Source organism: Gimesia sp. (assembly GCF_048260065.1).
In the GTDB taxonomy this organism is placed as follows: domain Bacteria; phylum Planctomycetota; class Planctomycetia; order Planctomycetales; family Planctomycetaceae; genus Gimesia.
Genome location: NZ_JBLXHC010000004.1, coordinates 228,768 through 244,726, shown reverse-complemented (window position 1 = coordinate 244,726; position 15,959 = coordinate 228,768). Strand labels below are relative to the sequence as shown.

The window sequence follows — 15,959 nt, the reverse complement described above, 5'->3', positions numbered from 1 at the left end:
GGCGGGAACTCGGGAGTTGAGAGAAGTTTGTCTCTATAGATAGTCTAACCGCCGATTCGGAGTCCGGCCCCTGAAAACAGAGATAGACTCCGATCCCGAAGTGGGGTCACAGCAAACATAACGGTTATAATCAATAGATAAATGGAGAAGCGAGATCACGGGGTATTTTCCTGTCACATTGAACAGTTACAATAGAAAAGACAGGTTTTATATTTTCCATCAATTCAATGGGATCGAATTGTGAGTCGACTCTTACAACTGACAGCAATAACGCTTCTGACTCTTACGCACTGTCATCTGCAACTCTCTGCAGTTGAACCGAATTCGGTTCAGAACCAGGCGGAACTGAAAAGCCAGGTGGATCAACTTATCACACAACTCGACGACAACCAGCGCCAGGTCAGAGAGCAGGCGGAGAGCAAACTGATCAACCTGGGAAAACCCGTACTCTCGCTGCTGCCTCCTCCTGAACTGGCGGCAACAGCATCGGTACGAGAAGCGATTCGGCGTGTGAAACTCCAGATAGAAAAACAGGCAGCCCTGGATTCACTACACTCATCATTGATAACTCTCAAAGGCAGCTACGCTCTCAAAACCGTCCTGCAGCAAATCTCCACACAGTCTGGGAATCAACTGGATCTGCACAAAATCAGCGAAGACATTCTCAATAAAAAAATCCAGGTTGAATTTGATAAGACTCCCTTCTGGCAGGCCATCGATAAATTGATTCAAAAGCAGGCTCTAACTTACCAGATTAACGGATCCAATGATTCGCTGCAGTTCCAGCTGCGATCTGAACCTGATTCCATCAGACCTTTTATCGATCAGCGAGTCTATTATGATGGTCCCTTCAGAATTGCTGTGCTCGATCTCAAGAGCCGTCCCCTGAGAGGAAGCACCGGAAATTTGCTGTCTGTCAAATTTCATGTCGAAGTCGAACCCCGCCTGCGACCCCTGTTTCTCAGCTACGCTGCCAAAGAAATCCATTGCCGTACCAGTCAGTCAAACCAGCTCTCTCCCTTCACTCCACAGGCAAAGCTGGAACTCCCTCTGGGGGAAGGGGGGAAGAATGTTAATTTTACCATGACGTGGATTCTCAACAGTGAGCAGAAGAATTCGACATTCGATATCCGGGGCGCACTGCAAATGGAACTAGCCGTGGAAACACTGCCCATTACGTTTGATAATCTAGATCAGTCAGAGGGGGCCATTCGACGTCGGGGTAATGTGTCCGTAGAACTCGTCGATGTCGAACAGACAAAACTTCCAGCCAGCCAGACTTTGAATGTGAGAATCGCTCTGAGTTACGATTATGGTGGCCCGGCGTTTGAGTCCCATCGCACCTGGATCTATCACAACCGGGCTTACCTGGAAAATCCGGATGGTCAGAAATACTGGTTAAACGGTGCTTCACATACGACGCTGGAAAGCGCGGGCAAAATCGGGGTTTCGTATGAATTTAAAGAACTGCCGCTGCAATTAAACAAACCGCGGTTCACCTATCTCGCTCCCACTTTAATCACCGCTGCTCCGATCAGGTTTCATTTTGAAAACCTCAAACTCCCGAAGGACAGTGAGAAAAGTAAACCCTGATCTCAATGATCCAAGCCCCGGGTCAGTTTCCTTCCACCACCTGCTTGGCTTCACTCTGGACACGTTCTACCATTCCGAACAGTCCATTTTTGCGTTGAGAACTCAGATATTTATCGAGTTGAAGTTGTGAGAAATACTGCCTGACGTCTGTATTCAGAATCTCTTCTGGGGTTTTATCATTATAGATCGCCAGCAGGACTGCGATCAGCCCTTTCACAATCAGCGCATCACTGTCTGCATTGATATGCAGCACATTCTGACCTTCTGTATTTTTCAGCTCCGTTGTCAGCCAGACCATGCTCTGACAGCCATGCACTCGATTTGCTTCAGTCTTTTCCGACTCGGGCATGGCAGGTAGTTCAAATCCCAGATCGATCAGAAAGTCACAGCGTTCTTCCCAGTCGTTCAGAAATCCAAACTCCTCTATCAGTTCGTCGATGGTAATCATGTTCTGAGTTATATCTGCTGTTGTAGAGTTTTCTTTCGAGGACATATCATTTTCAATTACAGTAACAAGCGTTTCACTACCAGAGACCAGACAATAAAGCCTCGACCTCTTATATTATTATAGTATTTCGAGAGGAGGTCTTGAAGGTTTTTCAATCAGGGTACGGGCAATTTCAATCGCAGTATTTTCTGCCACTTTCAGTAAATACTGTTGGGATTCGAGCCCTGCTGTCAGTAACTCTGAGATATTACCCGAATCGGATTTCTCACGAATCTCTGCATTCATCGGGATTTCCCCCAAACAGGGAATCTGCAGTTCTTTGCCCTTCTCCTGAGCGCCTCCGCGTCCAAAAATATCGCCCGACATATTTTCGACGATGCCCAGTACGGGAATCTTCACCTGTCGAAACATCTGGACGGCTTTGACAGCATCCAGTAAGGCGACCTGCTGGGGGGAACAGACCACAACAGCGCCTGCCAGATCAATTAATTGTGAGAGGGTCAATGAAACATCTCCCGTCCCCGGCGGCATATCAATAATCAGGTAATCGAGTTCTCCCCATTCAGTATCCTGCAGAAACTGTGTAATCGCCTTATGCAGCATCGGTCCGCGCCAGATCACCGCCTGATCCGGTTCGACAAAGAATGCCATCGACATTACTTTGAGTCCCCTGGCTTCAACAGGAACAATACGGGTGACTGCCTGCCCCTCTTTATTGTGAAACTCTTGAGCGACGGGTTTTTCTCTCGTACCCACCAGATGCGGAATGCTCGGACCATACACATCAGCATCCACCAGTCCGACTCGAGCCCCAAACTGTTGCAAAGCATAAGCCAGGCTTGCTGCGACCGTACTCTTACCAACACCACCTTTGCCGGCACCAACCGCAATGATATTTTTTACATTGAGCCCGATTCGCCCACCAGACTGCTTGCCGCGGATATTAATACTGTAATTGATGCTGACATTCTGACATTCCGGAAAAGTCTGCTGGATTGCCGCTCGTATTAACTCCGACAGTTCAGATTCCTTCGGATACGAAGGTACCGGTAATTCAATCTCAATCGAAGCCCCAGATGATTCATCTGCAGTGGCTGATTTTAAAAATCCGGAGGCAGACAGAGGTTTTTCGAATACAGGATCAATAATGGAAGAGAGACAACTCTTAAGATTCGCTTCATTCAGTTCAGCATTCGCCATCAGCTTTTCTGCTTTCCTTGTATTATATCAATATCTGTTGAATGGGTGGTCGGAACGTTGCAGGGGTTCTATCTGAGAATCTGACCCTGCTGACTGAAACGCAACCAGGCTCGTATCAGCTTATTAGCTGGATCACTAATCAACCTGCAAAGGAAATTCCTGTTCCGGTCTCTGCAGATTAAAATGCCAGCGGCAGATCTTCGCAATTCGCTCTGGTTCCAGACTTCCCAGCTGTAAATGAAGGACTCCCAGTTCCCGTAAGGCCCATTCCAGATTCAGCTTTGGATCTTCTGAGAAAATGATCACAGGAAAGGAACCACGAGATCCCATGAATCGTTGTAAAAACTGAAGACAAACCTGCTTGCCTACACTTAAATCAAGGATGACCAGGAATTCTTCTGAATTTTCTCTCAGAACATGTTGAAATAAATCGAGCTCGGCAGAAAACCCACGAATCTGCCAGTCAACTTCCCCTTCAAACTGCCATTGAAGCTCAGATACAATATGTGCCCGCTCCTCTAGAACAAACACTCTTCTCATAAAGCTCCCATCAGGTTGAACATAAGGTCAGATCAACTGTCGCAGCTGATCGCAGACTGCCAGTCTATAACACAATCGTATACACCGCCGCCTTGATTACAACTCATATGCAGCCTCCGGTTTCACCGGCTGAAGTTTTTTTTCCAGAATCTGATGCGATGCCTCCGAATACACTCAGATGCTGAATGAGAAAATATACATAATATCACTTATCCACAGTGTAATTGGTAAATCTGCACCACCAACTAACTACAGCACTTAAACCATGGTCGTCATAATCGATACAAGCGTATTTTCAGGACCCACTTTGCGTTCAGAAGGGTCAATTTCGTGTTTCTTCAAGGACTCCCTCAGAAATCTGGCCGAAAAAATAATCAGGTTTACCTTTTTAATTACGTGAGGCTATGGACTCCCAGGTTGATCAGAAAACCTCATCTGAATCAACCATGATTGAGTACCTCACTACCGTCCACGAAGCGAATCCTTGGAGATTGCCTAAATGAAATTGTTAAGTTATGTTGCCGCCTTAGCGGTTGTTTGTTGTGCTGGTGTCAATGCTGAAGCTGCTGGCTTCCTGGGTAAAGGATGCTGTGCTCCTGCCCCTACATGCTGTGCCCCAGCTCCTAAAACCTGCTGTGCTCCAGCTCCTAAGTGCTGTGCCCCAGCACCAAAGACCTGCTGTGCTCCAGCTCCCAAGACCTGCTGTGCCCCAGCTCCTAAAACTTGCTGTGCCCCAGCTCCTACTTCTTGCTGCAATACATGTGACACCTGCTGCGGTCACAAGAAGATCTTCAACGGAGGTTTCCTGCGAGGATGTAAAGATCGTTGCGGTAAAATGTTCAACCGTTGCAAAGACCGTTGCTGCAAAGTAAAGGTTAAATGCTGCAAAGTTAAGAAAAGCTGCTGTGCACCAGCTCCAACTTGCTGTGCTCCAGCTCCAAAACCAACTTGCTGTGCACCAGCTCCTAAGTCTTGCTGTGCACCATCTCCCAAGTCTTGCTGCAACTAGTCAGATTTGAGGGTTTCTGTAATCCCGGCACTACGGGATTGGCCTATCAGGTCCGAAGGGCAGCTTCAAAAATCGTGAACGTCAAGTCCGAGGGAAATTATTCCCTCGGACGGACTTCACCAGAAGCTGAGTTTTAAAGTTCAGAAATCTAAGTTATCTGATCATTTGAGCTGACAATTGAGAATATTTAAAAATGGTGTCTCTCTTTTTGAGAAACATCATTTTTTTATTGATAGACCTTTCTGCCGGTTCACATCAAATCCGGCTCCTTTGCATTTTCGGCTCAACTTCCTAAACTTGATTCCTATCTGTTTGGATCATGATCCATTTCTCAATTGACTCTTCTTTCTGCCAGCCATCTGTATCAAAATGAAAATTGAAGACCTGCTGAAACGCTTCCAATGGGAGCAGATCCCAGATACCAACGGACGATTTACCTTGAATAAATCGGAGCCTTCCCGCTCGGTCCAGGAACTGGTGAATTCAGAAGAGATTGAGATTAAACAGTACCCGTCAGCACATCAGCAGGAACAGATCTTTGTCGTGGAACTCGAAGATGGCGGGCTGGTCTCCTACCAGAGAAAAGATGGTTCACTCATTCATACTTTGAACTCACTTAACATGTTCAAACGTAAGCAATGGGAACTCGGGATCATATCCTACAGTCCACGTGGGGTTCCCGACGACACCAGTCACGACTCCTGATTTTTACAGGATTCACCTCATTTCAAATACAACCCTCATGTGATCTGGTCGAATCGATTTCAGAAAAGAGATCCCTTTTTTCAAAAATTTTGATGGTTTTCAGATAAAACTTGTCTACGATGTTTGTGGGCAACCTCATTCCGATCCATTCTCATATCGTTGATAAGTTCATATCAAAGTACTTAGCGATGAGGAGTGCGGTGTGCCTAAAGCAATCTGGAATGAGGCGATACTGGTAGATTCTGAAGACACTGTCATCGTTGATGGTGATGTGTACTTTCCACTCGAATCCGTCAACAGTAACTTTCTTAAGAAAAGCTCTTCTACTTCTACCAGTCCCCAGAAAGGCAAAGCATTCTTCTACGATGTGGTAGTAGATGACAAAGTCAATCGTGATGCCGCCTGGTATTATCTTGATCCACAAAAAGAGTATGGAGAACTCAAAAATCGAATCGCGTTCTGGAAGGGCGTAGAGCTACATAGAGATTCCTGACTGGACTGTCTGGATAAATTATAAACTATACCAGCTGATCAGTTTTTTGATATCTTGAGAACGAGACAGGTTTTTAACCCTGCTCCGAAAATGAGGCAGCCCAAATACGGGAGAGTAACCGTGATGATGATCGGCAATCGCCATCGCTTCATTCACATCTTCCGGTTTCAAGTTCGTTCTACCTTCCCCCGCTGCAATCCACCGTGCAATCCACATGATCGCGGGAAACATTAGTGCCAGATGATAAAACCCCTCCGCGAAGGGAATATCATAGTAGGCAGCCCCCAGGAAATGCAGGCCTTCGATTTTCACACGATAATAGCGTAAAAACAATTTCTCGCTTTCTGCTGGTACACCGCCAAAAGAGTGTTCGACCTGTGAGAAGGGAACCGGTGAAAACCGTTCCTGCAGACAGGGGATCCGGCCTGTACCCAGTGTGAACTTCAGCGCAGACTGCAATAATGCAAGCCGTCGTCCCAGCCCTCGAGAAGATTCTGCATACGTGTCTTTACGGGCATATTGAGCCACCAGAAGTCGAAACTGAATCCCCCCCAGTCGACTGGGTTTCACCGGATCCAGCTCCAGATCGTCAGGCAGTTCCTGCAGGGTCGCCTGAAAAATCAACTCCAGAAACTCTTCCAGCCGCTCACCCCGAATCGTTTCGAATCGAGAATGTTCGATCAGTTCCACAAAGCCGATCGCGCGCAGCAGACAAATCTGAAACGGCGTCTCTTTTGATTCAAAAAACTGATTTAATTTTGCCACAACTTGCAGGGTATCAGGCCAGCTCACCGATTCCCGGGAAGTCAGCCGGGGTGCAGGAGGAGTTTTGCGACGTTTGGGAAGTACCTGATTCACAATCTTGCGGATCGCAGGCTCCTGCCGATCAACCCGTTCACCCAGATTCGAAACAACCGAAGGGCAACTGAATCGCAGACTGACAGCCACATCATTACCAGCCGGATGAAACGCATAAGGATAAACCTGACAGGCCAGTGGCTTCGCGGGTTCTCCAAACTTCGCATGAATGCGGCACAGTCCCTCTTCATTCAGGAAAATACAGGAACCATCTGCCTGGTGAGCCAGTCGATATCTCTTGCTGGTTGGAGACAGCCCCATCTTTTCGATGACAGGTTTTCCCGCCGGTAACGATTCGTCCTGGTCCCAGCGCTGCTTTTCAATGCGTTCTTTTTCTTCAACCGTGATCTCAATCTCATGCTGTTTGCAGCAACCACCACAATTATGGCAATTCCAGTTCTGGATCACAGGCAGCTTCAAGCGGGGCGACGACATACATACTCTTTAATCAGTGGCGGAATCTGTTCAAATACACTGTGGTTTATTGTAAAGATTACAAAAACCAAACGCAAAGTAGCCTGAGCGGCTGATTTTCTTCCCAACTTTTAAAGAGGAAGAATCAGAATCGCAGTTTCGGTATAGACACATATTCAAGATTCCCTAAAATCCCGCTCGCTTACTGGAAACAAGACCGTTTTTGTTGTTGTCTCCCCGCAGAGACCGTTCACATCAATCCCCGCTGTATGTGATGCAAAAACTCCCGAAATCCTGTATCCAGCAGGCATCCCGTCCATAGATTTTTCCCTATTCTGCAGATGACCAGTCTCTTCCGGGAAAGTACTTGGAACTTTAAGGACCCAATCATGTCGATACGTTATCTTTTCAATATGAGCTGGTGCGCTCTTCTGAGCTGCGCTGTCACCGGATGCTATTCCCATCATCAATATCCGTATGGTGGAGCTTATCCCGGCCCTTACGGAGCTCCTGGTCCTTATGAAATGGCCCCTGGAACGGTGATGCCCGGCAGCATTCCGCCTGGCAGTTATCCCGTGCAACCAGAACTTGGTCAGCCGGTTCCTCCGCCACAGGGATCACTCCCCTCTTCTAATTCACAAGCTTATAGCGACGCGTTCCCGGGAAACACCAATAATACCAACTACGATGGCGTCGATTCCCAGTGGAAACAGCCCGCCAACAGTAATCCCGGAGCAGCCACCCCCTTTGATGCCAATTCAACCGCTTCAGGACGAAACCTCAATCCCGGCAGCGGAGTCAATAATTCCCTTCCCGGTAACCCGGTCCCCAGTTATCAGGACCCTAACCAGATCCAACCCAACAATCAGTCATTCAATAACGAATTTCCCGGCAACAGCAACCCTGCTCCCGGCAGCAACGCATTCCCGGGAGATTCCGGGGATACCTTCGAAAGTAATTCAAGGCCGCAGCCGTCCGCAGGAACTTCAAACCAGATGAATGACCAGTTCGGCCCCAGTGGCGGCGATCAGTTTCAGAACAACCAGTTACCCGACCAGTTCGAACAACCGGATCAGTTCCAGCCATCAGGCAATGAATTCGATTCCAATAAGAACGAAGGCTTCAGTGTTCCCAATCCCGTTCAACCACAAAACCCGGTTGAACAGCAGAGTTTCGAAAGCGGCGACGATGCCTTCGGTGCGAATCCCCAAAAATTCAAAGCCAATCCGATTCCAGCCGACGATACATTCAACCAGAACTCGTTTGACAGCAGCCAGGAATTTCAACCCCCTTCCAAACCATTTCCAGGCAACAACGGCGACGACGAAACGTTCGGCCCGAACAGCAGTTCAACCATGAAGCCATCGTCAGGACAAGTCAGTCATGCTGATCACCAGCGATCCGCATCAGGACCGGAACTGGTCAGAGACGATTCCTTCATGACGCCGGCCCGGTTTCAACCCGCTTCATTCGACCTGCCTGTCGGCGGCAGCCAGCAATCCCCCTCTCCCTTCAATTACGATAAACAAAACTACCGCTGGTTACGCGGAGTCATTGAGTATGATGAACAGGAAAAATCCTGGAACATCACCTACAATGTCACTCCCGACAAATCAGATAAATTTGGCGGGAACATCGTGCTCATCGATCAGGGAAAACTCAACCGCTTTACCAACGGCGATGTCGTCCTTCTGGATGGCACGATCGATGGTTCAAAACAGGACCGCATGGGAAAACCCTGTTATCGTATCTCCAAAGCACAACGCCTCATTCCCAAAAAATAATCGGTGAAACTGAGATATCAGATTTCCAGCTCCAAAGCAGAAAACCCCAGCCCTGTCCGCAGGGCTTTTTTTATTGTCTATGCGTGAAATCACTTTTTTTTATCCACTGCCAGCATTCTCACCTGTCGAAACCATCACCATAAAACCTGCGGATGGCAGACGAATCTGAAATTTGAACCAGTAAAACCGTTCCGGAGAAACAGTGATCAGTTAAGCGTAAAACGTCATTTTTGCGCCAATATTCCGCCACTATGCGCCTGCTGATCGTCACAAACATACGATACCTGTACCACATGCTGACCAGACACAGGCATAACATGGACGCGGCATACTGATGTCGAACTGAAAATGATCCACTAAACTCTACGAATCGGAACATCATCATTGCCTCCTGCTTGATTTTCATTTTTCTGCTCCTTTCCTCAGACTGCTACTGCTAGAGCGCATCACATGTAACCATAGCGTCTCACAATCTAATATACTCGGTCCAAATGGACCTGGAGACGCTATAGTAAAACTGGACACAGTCTCATTTTAAGGAAAGTCTCCAGATCGCTTAGATGAACAGGAAGCACTCACAGTCTCACGCGAACTTCGTACTCTGATTCCGTGTCCTGCCCGTAACAAAGCGTTGCCCTGTCAAACGTTACTGTAATAAGTAAAAAACCGCATTTTCGGGGCTCCCTTTTCATTGGCTGAATTCGTGTTAAAATTCCTGATGAACAACCTCATTAATATTTAACAGTCTGAAGCAGGCAGCAATGGTCGCCAATCTCGCATCCGTTCGGGACGATTTCCCGATTCTGAATCAGAAACTCCCCAATGGACAGCCACTTGTCTATCTGGACAGCGGCGCATCTGCGCAGCGCCCCCGTTCGGTGATCAATAAAATTACAGAAGTCTACGAACAATATTATTCCAACGTGCATCGCGGCGTGCATCAGCTGGGGGATCGTGTCACGACGGAAATGGAAGCCGCCCGTTCCCGGATTCAATCCTTCATCGGTGCGGCAGCTCCTGAAGAAATCATCTTCACCTCCGGCACCACCATGTCGGTCAACCTGATCGCCCAGACCTGGGGACGCCATTTCCTCAACGGGGGTGACGAAATCATCCTCAATGAAATGGAGCACCATGCGAACTTCGTCCCCTGGCAGGCCATCGCCCGAGAGCGCGGTGCGGTCCTCAAATTCATCCGGCTGACATCCGACGGCCGTCTTGACCTGGAACACTACCAGAGCCTGCTGACAGCAAAAACAAAACTCGTCGCCGTGACAGGCATGTCGAACGTGCTGGGAACCATTAACCCCATCTCTGAAATGGCACACAAGGCCCACGAAGCCGGTGCGCTGATTTTTGTCGACGGCGCACAAAGTGTTCCCCATCAGCCGGTCGATGTGGTCAACAGCGACATTGACTTCCTCGCCTTTTCCGGTCATAAACTGTTCGGCCCCTCAGGCATCGGCGTCCTCTACGGGCGAAAAGCACTCCTGGAAAATCTCCCTCCCTTCCTGTACGGAGGCAATATGATTTCGGAAGTGCATCTCGAAGAATCTCACTGGGCTGGACTACCGGCCCGCTTTGAAGCGGGAACGCCTCCGATTGCTGAAGCAGTCGCGCTGGGCACCGCAATCGAGTATCTCACCGATCTCGGCTTTGACGCGATTCAGGAACAGGAGCATCTCCTCGGTGAATACGCACTGCAGAAACTGCTTGAAGTTCCCGGCCTGGAAATTTACGGACCGCAGGAACTTGAGCAGCGGGGAACCATCTTCAGCTTTAATGTCGCGGGGGCGCATCCGGAAGATCTCGCCACGCTCCTGGACCGAAAAGGGGTCGCCGTCCGACACGGGCATCACTGCACCATGCCCCTGCACCAGCATCTGAACATCGCTGCCAGCGTGCGTGCCAGCCTGGCGTTCTATAACACCACAGAGGAAATCGATGCCCTGATCGACGCCATCGACTTCGCCCGTAAGCGACTGCGGCTGACTTAAGTCAGGCGGCATTCATATTGAATCATGTGGATATAAAAAAAGAAGCCGGCGTTTTTGCGCCGGCTTCTCTGAGTTTCTGAATGTTACCATTCTCTAGTCTAAACTAGATAGGCTTAACATTTTCTGCTCTTGGTCCCTTTTCCCCACGTCCTTCTGTAAAGGAAACGCGTTGCCCTTCGTAGAGCTGCTCAAATGACACACCTTCGAGGTTTGACGAGTGGAAGAACAGATCTTTTCCACTTTGTGTGTCGATAAACCCGAATCCTTTTTGTGTCACTTTTTTGATAGTACCTTCAGCCATCTTCTTTTCCGATTCTTTAAAAAACAAAAAATGCGGCCTCTCCCGAAACAACTGGTTCAGAAAGTTCAGCCGCAAGATTTGATTCTAACCGCGCCCCATAATAAAACAAGCTGAGTGAACAGGAATCTCCTGTCCCGCCACTTCTGAGATAAAATATTCCAATGAGAAGTGCCTGTTTTCCAGCTCCACAAGCCCAAAAAAAACTTTTATTCTTTTACTCAATTCGTCTGGTTTGCCAGAATTCCTACCCAATTCCCCGAACCGGTCTGAAAACTGGTCAAACTAACAAACCGCAGATATCACCCGCCTCCCCTGAACTCGCAATATCGCAGCCTGCCTCCCTGGAAACACAATTCAGTTCTCCACAGGGATTCCGGGGATCTCAACCCCCACATTTCAGATACTACTTGACAATTGTATCAGTTCAGCAGACGATAAGAGTAGGTTCTGATAACAGAGCATCACTTCGAATCATTTCATCTCAGAAAGCGAGTACTCATGATGGATCCTCGCCCTGTATCACCTGTTTTTCGCGCGCAGCCCAGAGGCCTGCTGGTAATACTGCTGGCTTTCGTGGTCACCACAAACCAGGCAGACGCACAGCGACGCACGACCCGTCTCAACGCCAGTCCAGCCAATACGGTGGAAGCAGCTGTATTGGAATTTGCGCTCAACGCAGAAGAAGTCGAACAGCTGGTCGGCAAAACGGCTGACATCACCGCTTCAAATGGAAAAGCAGAGCAGGGTGTGGAGATCACCCGCTTCTTAACCGGCCGCGACAAGAGTCAGATCAAATCCATCGAAGTCAAAGCCCCCAACGCAACCCGTAGCAAACGACTGCTGGTCACACGCCTGGATGAAATGAAGATCGACGACAAAGTCTACCAGTTCCAGTATCTCTCCTCGATCAAAGCAGCCATGCTGGAAGATATCAGTAAAAAGAACGCAGCCATCTCTGAAAAGCTCCGTGCCTCCAACGAAGAATTATGGGAAGAAATCCCCGAAGAAGAGCAACTGAAATACGTCAACGAATACAAAGACTTTCTCGACAAAGTCGGCAAACATTACGCCGGCTTCAACATGAAATTGTATGAAACCAGATACTTCCTGTTTTATACCGACATGCCCGCCAATCAGGTTGCCCCCTATCTGGTGCAACTCGACAAAATGAATGAACTGCTCGGTCAGTCGTTCGGCTTCAAACCCGGCCACAACATCTGGCGCGGCAAAGCAGTGATCGTGGCGTTTCTCGCGAAATCCGCGTTCCTGGAATTTGAACAACAGTTTTATAATCGTACGGAAACCGGTAACGCGATCGGGCTCTGCCATTCACACGGCGATGGGAAAGTCATCGTCTCCTGCTATCGTGGCAACGATCCGAATTTCTTTGGCGCCGTACTCGTCCACGAAACGGCACACGGTTACATTCACCGCTACAAATCGACCGTCAATATCCCAACCTGGATCAACGAAGGCATTGCTGACTGGATCGCCATGATGGTCGTCCCCAGTTCGAAAGAAGTCCGCTACCGCCAGGTCGAAGCAGCGTCCCGCCTGAAACAGGTCCAGACGTTCGGCGGGCAGTTCTTCAATAACGAACGCCTCGAGAGCTGGCAGTACGGCTCTGCCAGCGCGATCATTCAACTTATGCTCAAAGCCAGTCCGGAACAGTTCAAACTCTTCTTCAACGGCATCAAAGAAGGACTCACCTGGCAGGACAGCCTGCAACGCGCTTACGGTTTAACGGTCGAACAACTCAGCCTGGCCTACGGCCGCAGCATTGGCATCCCGGCTCTGACTCCCTGAAAAAGTGGAGAACAGATTCACCCTGGCAACGGAAAAAGTCACAACGACATGACTGAGAGACGAGTGTGGGAAGAAATCGAAATCAAAACAGCTGATCCCACTGGGATCAATCAAGGTCATCCTGTTTGGCAGAAGATCTCTATACAGGGTGAGATACCATCATGAATCAGAGCATCACTCTTGAGAGTCAACGCCTGGATCATTCCTCATCACCCGGATTAAGTCGCCGCAGATTGTATTTATCGATGACCCTCGGATTGGTATTATTCATCTGCTTCGTACCTTTGATCTTAAAACGCTGGGGGCCTGCATCTCTGGATGATTTAATCCGCAGTCATGGCGGAGAAATCGAATACTCTCATCCCTGGACAAGTTTTTTAGGTCCCCAGTTCGGAGGAATCAAATCGATCTCAATTCCGAACTCAGCCGACTACCAGATCGACGATGAGTTCATTAATTCCCTGGGTGAGCAACGACATTTATCTGTGTTGACATTAGGCAACGCTGAAAATCCGTCTCTCGTCACAGACCAGGGGCTTACCGCGTTGAAAAATTATCCGCTGCAATATCTCAGCATTACCGGTGGATCATTCACTGATTCAGGATTCAATCAACTGCAGAAGATCCCCACTCTGTCAACCCTCTCACTTTACGATTCAGAGATTACGGGAGAACAACTTCAGACGACTCCTGCCTGGACAAAACTGGAGATACTTCAACTCTCTGGATCAAAGATCACTGATAACGGATTGAAAAATATTTCTGCGATTCCCAACCTGTTCTTTCTCAACATCAGTAATTCAACCTTCGATGAAGACAGTTTCCGGCATTTGTCAAACTTAACAAAATTGTCAGACCTGAATTTAAATAACTCGATATTCTCCGCCGGCAGCCTCAGACATCTGGCTGCAATAAAATCACTTCGTGCTCTGACAATGCAAGGTAATGCAATCAACGACGATCATGTAAAGCAAATCGCGAATGTGAAACAAATCACGTTTCTCATGCTGGACCATTCAAAAGTCACAGATCAGGGACTGGTCGCTTTACAAAAAATAAAAAATCTGGAGCAACTGTTTCTCTCCCATACGAACATTACCGATGCAGGTGTTAAACATCTGACTGAGATCAAAACCTTACAACGTCTGGATCTGGCAAATACACAGATCACCGACGCAGCAATGGAAACACTCTTACAGATTCCACAACTGAAGGAATTAGACTTACAAGATTTAAGATTGTCAGCAGCGACAATTGAATCGCTGAGAAATGCAGGGATCAAGGTAAATTCAGGTGAGCAGAATGTTGTCCAACAGTAATTTTTAAATCTGAATATCACCAACCGGGAAATAAACGACTTTATTTCTGTGACGACTCTTAATAGAAATCACGGCAGAGATCTTATTTCGTGTTTTTTCATGCCTTTCGTGGTTAATAATATTCTCAATCAGAACTGCGATTTCGCTATCATGTTAGCATCGAAATCGCTGCCGACTGTTTGACCTACATCATCTTCAACGAATCGCAGCCCATGACAGGACACAGTGATTGTACTCTCTCTGAAACTCTGACAGCTGATCCCCAGCGCTGGATGAGTCTTCGTACTTTGTGGCTGATTCTTTCCGTCAGTATTTTCATACTGTTGATCCCGGAAGGCCTGCAACGCTGGCGTGCCATAAAGCTGGCCGAAAAAGTAAAGCAGCATGGGGGACACCTCACCTTAAAAAAAAGCCTGCTGGACCAGATAAGTCTGGGGCCGATGTCCCTGCAGGCAAACGCTTTCTGGGGGAACATCCAGGGGATCTATTTGCGTCCTGCAGACAGTTTTCAGATCGACGATGAATTTCTGCTGGAACTGGGCAATCTGCATTCTATCAAATACCTGACTTTAGGCACCGCTGAGAATCCCACCAGCATCACGGATCAGGGTATTAGATCGTTCAATCAGCCGAATCTGTGGCACCTCAGTATTACCGGTGGCTCCATGACAGACAACGGCTTCAACAGACTGGCAGAAATAAGGGCGCTGGGAACTCTCGGACTGCATCATATGGAGATCACAGGGGCTCAGCTCCCCCAGAACGCTTTCCCAAAGCTGATATTTCTCGACTTGTCTGATACAAAGTTTACAGATCAGGGTCTGCAGAAACTCTCACCCAATTCCGGCCTGGCCTATCTGCATCTCAGCAATACCTGTATCAGCAGCGCCGGACTGCAGGAGTTATCAAAGTTCCCGAATCTGCGTGCTCTTCGCCTGGGAAATCTGAAAATCGAAGCGGCGGCATTCGCAAAACTGGCGAATCTGAAGAAGCTCTATCAACTCGAACTGCAGGGAACCGCAGTCAACGATGCCGTAGCCCTGCAACTCTCTCAACTGGATCAAATCACAGCACTGAGATTATACGAATCCCAGGTAACTGACCAGGGTCTCCAGAATCTGGCAACAATGAAAAACCTGGAAACGTTGTTCCTGCCAGGAGCAAAGATCACCGATGCTGGCTTAAAAGTTCTGCAGCAACTTCCGAAGCTGGATTATCTGGATCTATCAGACACACAAATCAGTGATGCGGGGCTGCGGCAACTGAGCGAATTGCCGGCTCTCAGAATGCTCAACCTGTCCCACACTCGCGTTACCGACCAGGCGAAATCAATTCTCCTGCAGCTTCCAGCTCTAGAGTCTATTGAAGCATTCAATACCAGCATCTCCCCCGCCACCATCGAAGAGATTCGTGATGCGGGAATCGACGTTACAAAATTTGACACGGAAATAAGCCCGTTATAGTTCCACCACACATGCCACAGGATACCCGC

General features: G+C 48.3%; 13 protein-coding genes. 8 read left to right on the top strand and 5 right to left on the bottom strand.

What is annotated here, in order from left to right; genetic code table 11:
• The first annotated feature begins 240 nt into the window (after positions 1-240).
• Complete coding sequence (locus ACN0YN_RS09335; RefSeq protein WP_417384730.1) at positions 241-1,593, top strand: hypothetical protein; 1,353 nt, start codon at positions 241-243, stop codon at positions 1,591-1,593.
• 22 nt (positions 1,594-1,615) lie between these two features.
• On the opposite strand, the gene ACN0YN_RS09330 is transcribed toward ACN0YN_RS09335, so the two are convergent.
• The 3 genes from ACN0YN_RS09330 to ACN0YN_RS09320 form a co-directional block, all read right to left on the bottom strand.
• Entirely contained in the window at positions 1,616-2,086 is a 471-nt protein-coding gene (locus ACN0YN_RS09330) for a SufE family protein (protein ID WP_417384729.1), read from the bottom strand.
• Positions 2,087-2,158: 72 nt separating this feature from the next.
• Positions 2,159-3,241, bottom strand: coding sequence for an Mrp/NBP35 family ATP-binding protein (locus ACN0YN_RS09325; protein WP_417384728.1), 1,083 nt, complete (start codon positions 3,239-3,241; stop codon positions 2,159-2,161).
• Between the two features lie 135 nt (positions 3,242-3,376).
• Positions 3,377-3,781: a hypothetical protein gene (locus ACN0YN_RS09320; RefSeq protein ID WP_417384727.1), complete on the bottom strand. Its 405-nt coding sequence runs from the start codon at positions 3,779-3,781 to the stop codon at positions 3,377-3,379.
• 1,378 nt (positions 3,782-5,159) lie between these two features.
• Here ACN0YN_RS09320 and ACN0YN_RS09315 point away from each other — a divergent pair.
• Positions 5,160-5,495 carry a hypothetical protein gene (locus tag ACN0YN_RS09315; protein WP_417384726.1) on the top strand — a complete coding sequence of 112 codons (336 nt, stop codon included), beginning with the start codon at positions 5,160-5,162 and terminating at the stop codon, positions 5,493-5,495.
• Positions 5,496-5,697: 202 nt separating this feature from the next.
• Entirely contained in the window at positions 5,698-5,988 is a 291-nt protein-coding gene (locus tag ACN0YN_RS09310) for a DUF427 domain-containing protein (protein WP_417384725.1), read from the top strand.
• Positions 5,989-6,006: 18 nt separating this feature from the next.
• Here the strand turns inward: ACN0YN_RS09310 and ACN0YN_RS09305 are convergent, their stop codons facing one another.
• Positions 6,007-7,281, bottom strand: a complete 1,275-nt coding sequence (locus tag ACN0YN_RS09305; protein ID WP_417384724.1) for a YkgJ family cysteine cluster protein — start codon at positions 7,279-7,281, stop codon at positions 6,007-6,009.
• A 368-nt stretch (positions 7,282-7,649) separates the two neighbouring features.
• Here ACN0YN_RS09305 and ACN0YN_RS09300 point away from each other — a divergent pair, with 368 nt between their 5' ends.
• Together ACN0YN_RS09300 and ACN0YN_RS09295 are read left to right on the top strand one after the other, a co-directional pair.
• Entirely contained in the window at positions 7,650-9,044 is a 1,395-nt protein-coding gene (locus ACN0YN_RS09300; protein WP_417384723.1) for a hypothetical protein, read from the top strand.
• Positions 9,045-9,805: 761 nt separating this feature from the next.
• Positions 9,806-11,041: a cysteine desulfurase gene (locus ACN0YN_RS09295; RefSeq protein ID WP_417384722.1), complete on the top strand. Its 1,236-nt coding sequence runs from the start codon at positions 9,806-9,808 to the stop codon at positions 11,039-11,041.
• Between the two features lie 103 nt (positions 11,042-11,144).
• Here ACN0YN_RS09295 and ACN0YN_RS09290 read toward each other — a convergent pair whose 3' ends face one another.
• Positions 11,145-11,342 (bottom strand): cold-shock protein, encoded by a 198-nt coding sequence (locus tag ACN0YN_RS09290; protein WP_417384721.1) that lies wholly within the window; start codon positions 11,340-11,342, stop codon positions 11,145-11,147.
• A 498-nt stretch (positions 11,343-11,840) separates the two neighbouring features.
• On the opposite strand from ACN0YN_RS09290, the gene ACN0YN_RS09285 reads away from it, so the two are divergent.
• From ACN0YN_RS09285 to ACN0YN_RS09275, 3 genes are all read left to right on the top strand, one after another.
• Positions 11,841-13,148 carry a hypothetical protein gene (locus ACN0YN_RS09285; protein ID WP_417384720.1) on the top strand — a complete coding sequence of 436 codons (1,308 nt, stop codon included), beginning with the start codon at positions 11,841-11,843 and terminating at the stop codon, positions 13,146-13,148.
• A gap of 161 nt (positions 13,149-13,309) precedes the next feature.
• Complete coding sequence (locus ACN0YN_RS09280) at positions 13,310-14,467, top strand: hypothetical protein (protein WP_417384719.1); 1,158 nt, start codon at positions 13,310-13,312, stop codon at positions 14,465-14,467.
• A gap of 212 nt (positions 14,468-14,679) precedes the next feature.
• Complete coding sequence (locus ACN0YN_RS09275) at positions 14,680-15,930, top strand: leucine-rich repeat domain-containing protein (RefSeq protein ID WP_417384718.1); 1,251 nt, start codon at positions 14,680-14,682, stop codon at positions 15,928-15,930.
• Positions 15,931-15,959: the final 29 nt, after the last annotated feature.

Excerpts from the sequence above, each read along its gene's own strand:
- ACN0YN_RS09330 (WP_417384729.1), bottom strand. The coding sequence starts at position 2,086 with ATGTCCTCGAAAGAAAACTCTACAACAGCAGATATAACTCAGAACATG.
- ACN0YN_RS09325 (WP_417384728.1), bottom strand. The coding sequence starts at position 3,241 with ATGGCGAATGCTGAACTGAATGAAGCGAATCTTAAGAGTTGTCTCTCT.
- ACN0YN_RS09320 (WP_417384727.1), bottom strand. The coding sequence starts at position 3,781 with ATGAGAAGAGTGTTTGTTCTAGAGGAGCGGGCACATATTGTATCTGAG.
- ACN0YN_RS09315 (WP_417384726.1), top strand. The coding sequence starts at position 5,160 with ATGAAAATTGAAGACCTGCTGAAACGCTTCCAATGGGAGCAGATCCCA.
- ACN0YN_RS09305 (WP_417384724.1), bottom strand. The coding sequence starts at position 7,281 with ATGTCGTCGCCCCGCTTGAAGCTGCCTGTGATCCAGAACTGGAATTGC.
- ACN0YN_RS09300 (WP_417384723.1), top strand. The coding sequence starts at position 7,650 with ATGTCGATACGTTATCTTTTCAATATGAGCTGGTGCGCTCTTCTGAGC.
- ACN0YN_RS09295 (WP_417384722.1), top strand. The coding sequence starts at position 9,806 with ATGGTCGCCAATCTCGCATCCGTTCGGGACGATTTCCCGATTCTGAAT.
- ACN0YN_RS09290 (WP_417384721.1), bottom strand. The coding sequence starts at position 11,342 with ATGGCTGAAGGTACTATCAAAAAAGTGACACAAAAAGGATTCGGGTTT.
- ACN0YN_RS09285 (WP_417384720.1), top strand. The coding sequence starts at position 11,841 with ATGATGGATCCTCGCCCTGTATCACCTGTTTTTCGCGCGCAGCCCAGA.
- ACN0YN_RS09280 (WP_417384719.1), top strand. The coding sequence starts at position 13,310 with ATGAATCAGAGCATCACTCTTGAGAGTCAACGCCTGGATCATTCCTCA.
- ACN0YN_RS09275 (WP_417384718.1), top strand. The coding sequence starts at position 14,680 with ATGACAGGACACAGTGATTGTACTCTCTCTGAAACTCTGACAGCTGAT.